General features: G+C 65.5%; 1 protein-coding gene. It reads left to right on the top strand.

The genetic code is table 11. The annotated features are described in order from the left end of the window. Positions 1–815 precede the first annotated feature (815 nt). A partial coding sequence (locus ABZ234_RS29860) for a hypothetical protein (RefSeq protein ID WP_355014236.1) occupies positions 816–1,159 on the top strand: 344 nt, incomplete at its 3' end.

Below are 1,159 nucleotides of genomic sequence, written 5' to 3'. Positions count from 1 at the left end.
CCACGGCCGGCATCACCCCCACGGCGCGTCGGCCCCTGGCGCCAATGGGACGAACAAGAACGGTTCCTCCGCGAGACCGTCCACGACGCCCTGGGCAACAGGATCATCGCCCGCGAGGAGCACAGGCCCCCGCACGCCTCGCCCACGCCCACGGGACCGGCGAAGAGCACCCCGCCCCCCGGCTCTGAGAAGCGCGACGAGTTCTCCCTTCCTTTCCAGCGCCGGATCGCGAAGAATGCGATTCTCCTCGCAGGCGCACTTCTTCCTGTCCCTCTGCGCCCAGCACCCCAGGACTCCGCCCCTGGCGACACAAAGGCGCATCACGCGAATCGCAGAAGCGAATTCTTGAAAAACAGGATCTGAACGCCCGCCCACTGGCACGCGACCGCCGCTCGGACTCCTCAGCACACGCCGCCCCTTCCGATGCCGCTCCTTCAGAACCGGGGCGGCTCTTTCACGGATGCCACGCCGATGTCGGACGACACGGGCCTACCAGTACCCCCACCTGGCCTCTGGCCCTCCACCGTGAGCGGAACCCCGCCGCGAGGGAAACAGGAAGGGAATACCCGGTCGGCCCCAGGAAAACCGTTGCGGAAATACCAGGCACAGCACCCGAGTGGAACATGTTCCAGAAACACCCCGCTGCTTTCGGTTCGCGCCCATGACCTTCGGAAATCAACCGGAGGAACCTCAGCGAAGGTTTCGGTCAGGGTAATGGGCCACCGATTCACGCGACTTCTCCGGTGCTAGTTTCGTGCCCGCGCAGCGGTACCAGGGGGTAGAGGGAGGGATCGCGTATGCCGTTGGACCACAACATGTCCGACTCCTCACGCAAAGCGATCGAGGTCCTCACCGGCATCCAGGTCCCCAAAGCCGGCATCGCCAACCTCGGCCGCGCCTCGGAGATCTACACCGCCCTGGACCAACGCCTGGCCGTCCTCGAGGACCTGTTCGACCTCAGCCGCAAACACGCCCGCCGCCACTTCGACGGCCACACCGCCGACCGCTACGAACGCTCCCTGGACCAGTTCACCCGCGGCGAGAACAACTACGTCGGCTCCGCACGCGACAACTCCACCGTCATGTCCGCCGAACTCTTCAAGGCCCGCGCCAACGTCGAGTACATGCACATGATGGTCATCGGCCAGTTCGTCCAGCT

This window comes from Nocardiopsis sp. NPDC006198 (genome assembly GCF_040613895.1).
In the GTDB taxonomy this organism is placed as follows: Bacteria; Actinomycetota; Actinomycetes; order Streptosporangiales; family Streptosporangiaceae; genus Nocardiopsis; species Nocardiopsis tropica.
The sequence above is the reverse complement of the archived record's forward strand: the minus strand, read 5'-3'. Positions and strand labels throughout refer to the sequence as shown.